Source organism: Parageobacillus galactosidasius (genome assembly GCF_002217735.1).
Classification (GTDB): domain Bacteria; phylum Bacillota; class Bacilli; order Bacillales; family Anoxybacillaceae; genus Parageobacillus_B; species Parageobacillus_B toebii.
In genome coordinates this window covers 1-1519 of the sequence record NZ_NDYL01000004.1, presented here as the reverse complement: position 1 = coordinate 1519, position 1519 = coordinate 1, and the positions used below count along the sequence as shown (strand labels likewise).

Annotated in this window: 1 protein-coding gene; it reads left to right on the top strand. The window is 32.9% G+C overall.

Annotated features, from left to right (window positions below):
* Window positions 1–586: 586 nt before the first annotated feature.
* On the top strand, window positions 587–1141 hold the full coding sequence (hpf, locus tag B9L23_RS19755) for a ribosome hibernation-promoting factor, HPF/YfiA family (RefSeq protein WP_089098367.1): 555 nt from the start codon (window positions 587–589) through the stop codon (window positions 1139–1141).
* Window positions 1142–1519 lie beyond the last annotated feature (378 nt).

Sequence of the window (1519 nt, the reverse complement as noted above, 5' to 3'; positions counted from 1 at the left end):
CATTGCGAAAAACTTGTCGATTCCTTGGTGATGTGGTAGTCTATTCATGAGACATGAACCTCCTTGAGAATGGTTTGGTGACACATCTATTCTAATCAAGGAATCGGGTTCATGTCTCCTTTTTTGTTTTGTATGGATGTAAATTTATGTTAGTGAATTTGCTCATCTACAGTTTATAAGTTATTCGATGAAATACAAGAGTTTAGACAAAAACACAGATTTCCTTTCTTAACTGAAAACGATTTTAAAGATGAAAAATCCCTGCTCTCTTACTTTCAGAATTGGAAAAAACGCCGAGAATCACAGTTTTCATTATCATACGATTTAGAGAACGAAGATATAAAAATGATAGAAAGCGAAGACATACCTTATTAAAAGGTATGTCTTTTTTAGTGATTTCATATAGTTATTCTCTCTCAAAAGACAATTAAATTTTGAGTTGTACGTTATAATGTTATTTTGATTTTCCGAAAGAATAGTAACACATATTCGAACGATGGAATGCCAAAGGTATAATGTTTCAAAGCAATTCAGTAGAGTTGCTTGATTGTTTGTACACAACTATGATGTAGGGGGTATTTCTCGTATGCTTCAATTACAAGTACGCGGAGAAAATGTAGAGGTTACACAAGCATTGTATGAATATGTTCAACGAAAACTCCAAAAATTAGAGCGGTACTTTGAACAACCGCTTTCTAATGTTCGTGTAAATTTCAAAGTGTATAAAGTAGGGCAAAAAGTAGAGATTACCATTCCAGTAATGGGTATTACTCTACGAGCTGAGGATAATAACGTCGATTTATATGCAGCTATTGATGTGGTGGTAGATAAATTAGAACGTCAGATTCGCAAGCACAAAACCAAAGTGAATCGCAAATTAAGACATCAAAAGGTTGAAAGAGTAGAGAACACCTTTAATACTGACGAAGAACTAGAATACGAGTACTCTGATTTTGAAAACAATCATGAAGTAGTAAGAACCAAAACATTTGCTTTAAAACCTATGGATGTAGAAGAAGCTATTCTCCAAATGGAAATGTTAGGTCATCAATTCTTTGTATTTAATGACTCTGCAACAAATAGAGTGAGTGTTGTATACAAAAGAAAAGATGGACGATACGGATTAATTGAAACAGAATAATCTCCCTAAGCACCCTCTAGCTACGAATAGAGGGTGCTTTTATTTTATTGTTTGGCTCTGTTAAACCCAATACCCCTATTTAAGTAAGAGTGAAAAGAATAAACGTTGCTTGCTATGGATATAAAAAACAATAATGAAACTGTTGTAATCTTTATTGTTTTCAAGAAAATCTCCCTTTAATCAATTAATTAATACCGTTATAATACGAGTTATGTTTCATTTCCTATTCAAGAACAAAAACTTGCTATAAACTGTAGATGAGCAAATTCGCTAACATAAATTTACAACCAAACAAAAAAAGAGACATGAACCCGATTCCTTGATTAGAATAGATGTGTCACCAAAACTATTCACAAGGAGGTTCATGTCTCATGAATA

Bases quoted from the DNA above. Each gene is read 5' to 3' on its own strand.
- hpf (WP_089098367.1), top strand. From the start codon at position 587: ATGCTTCAATTACAAGTACGCGGAGAAAATGTAGAGGTTACACAAGCA.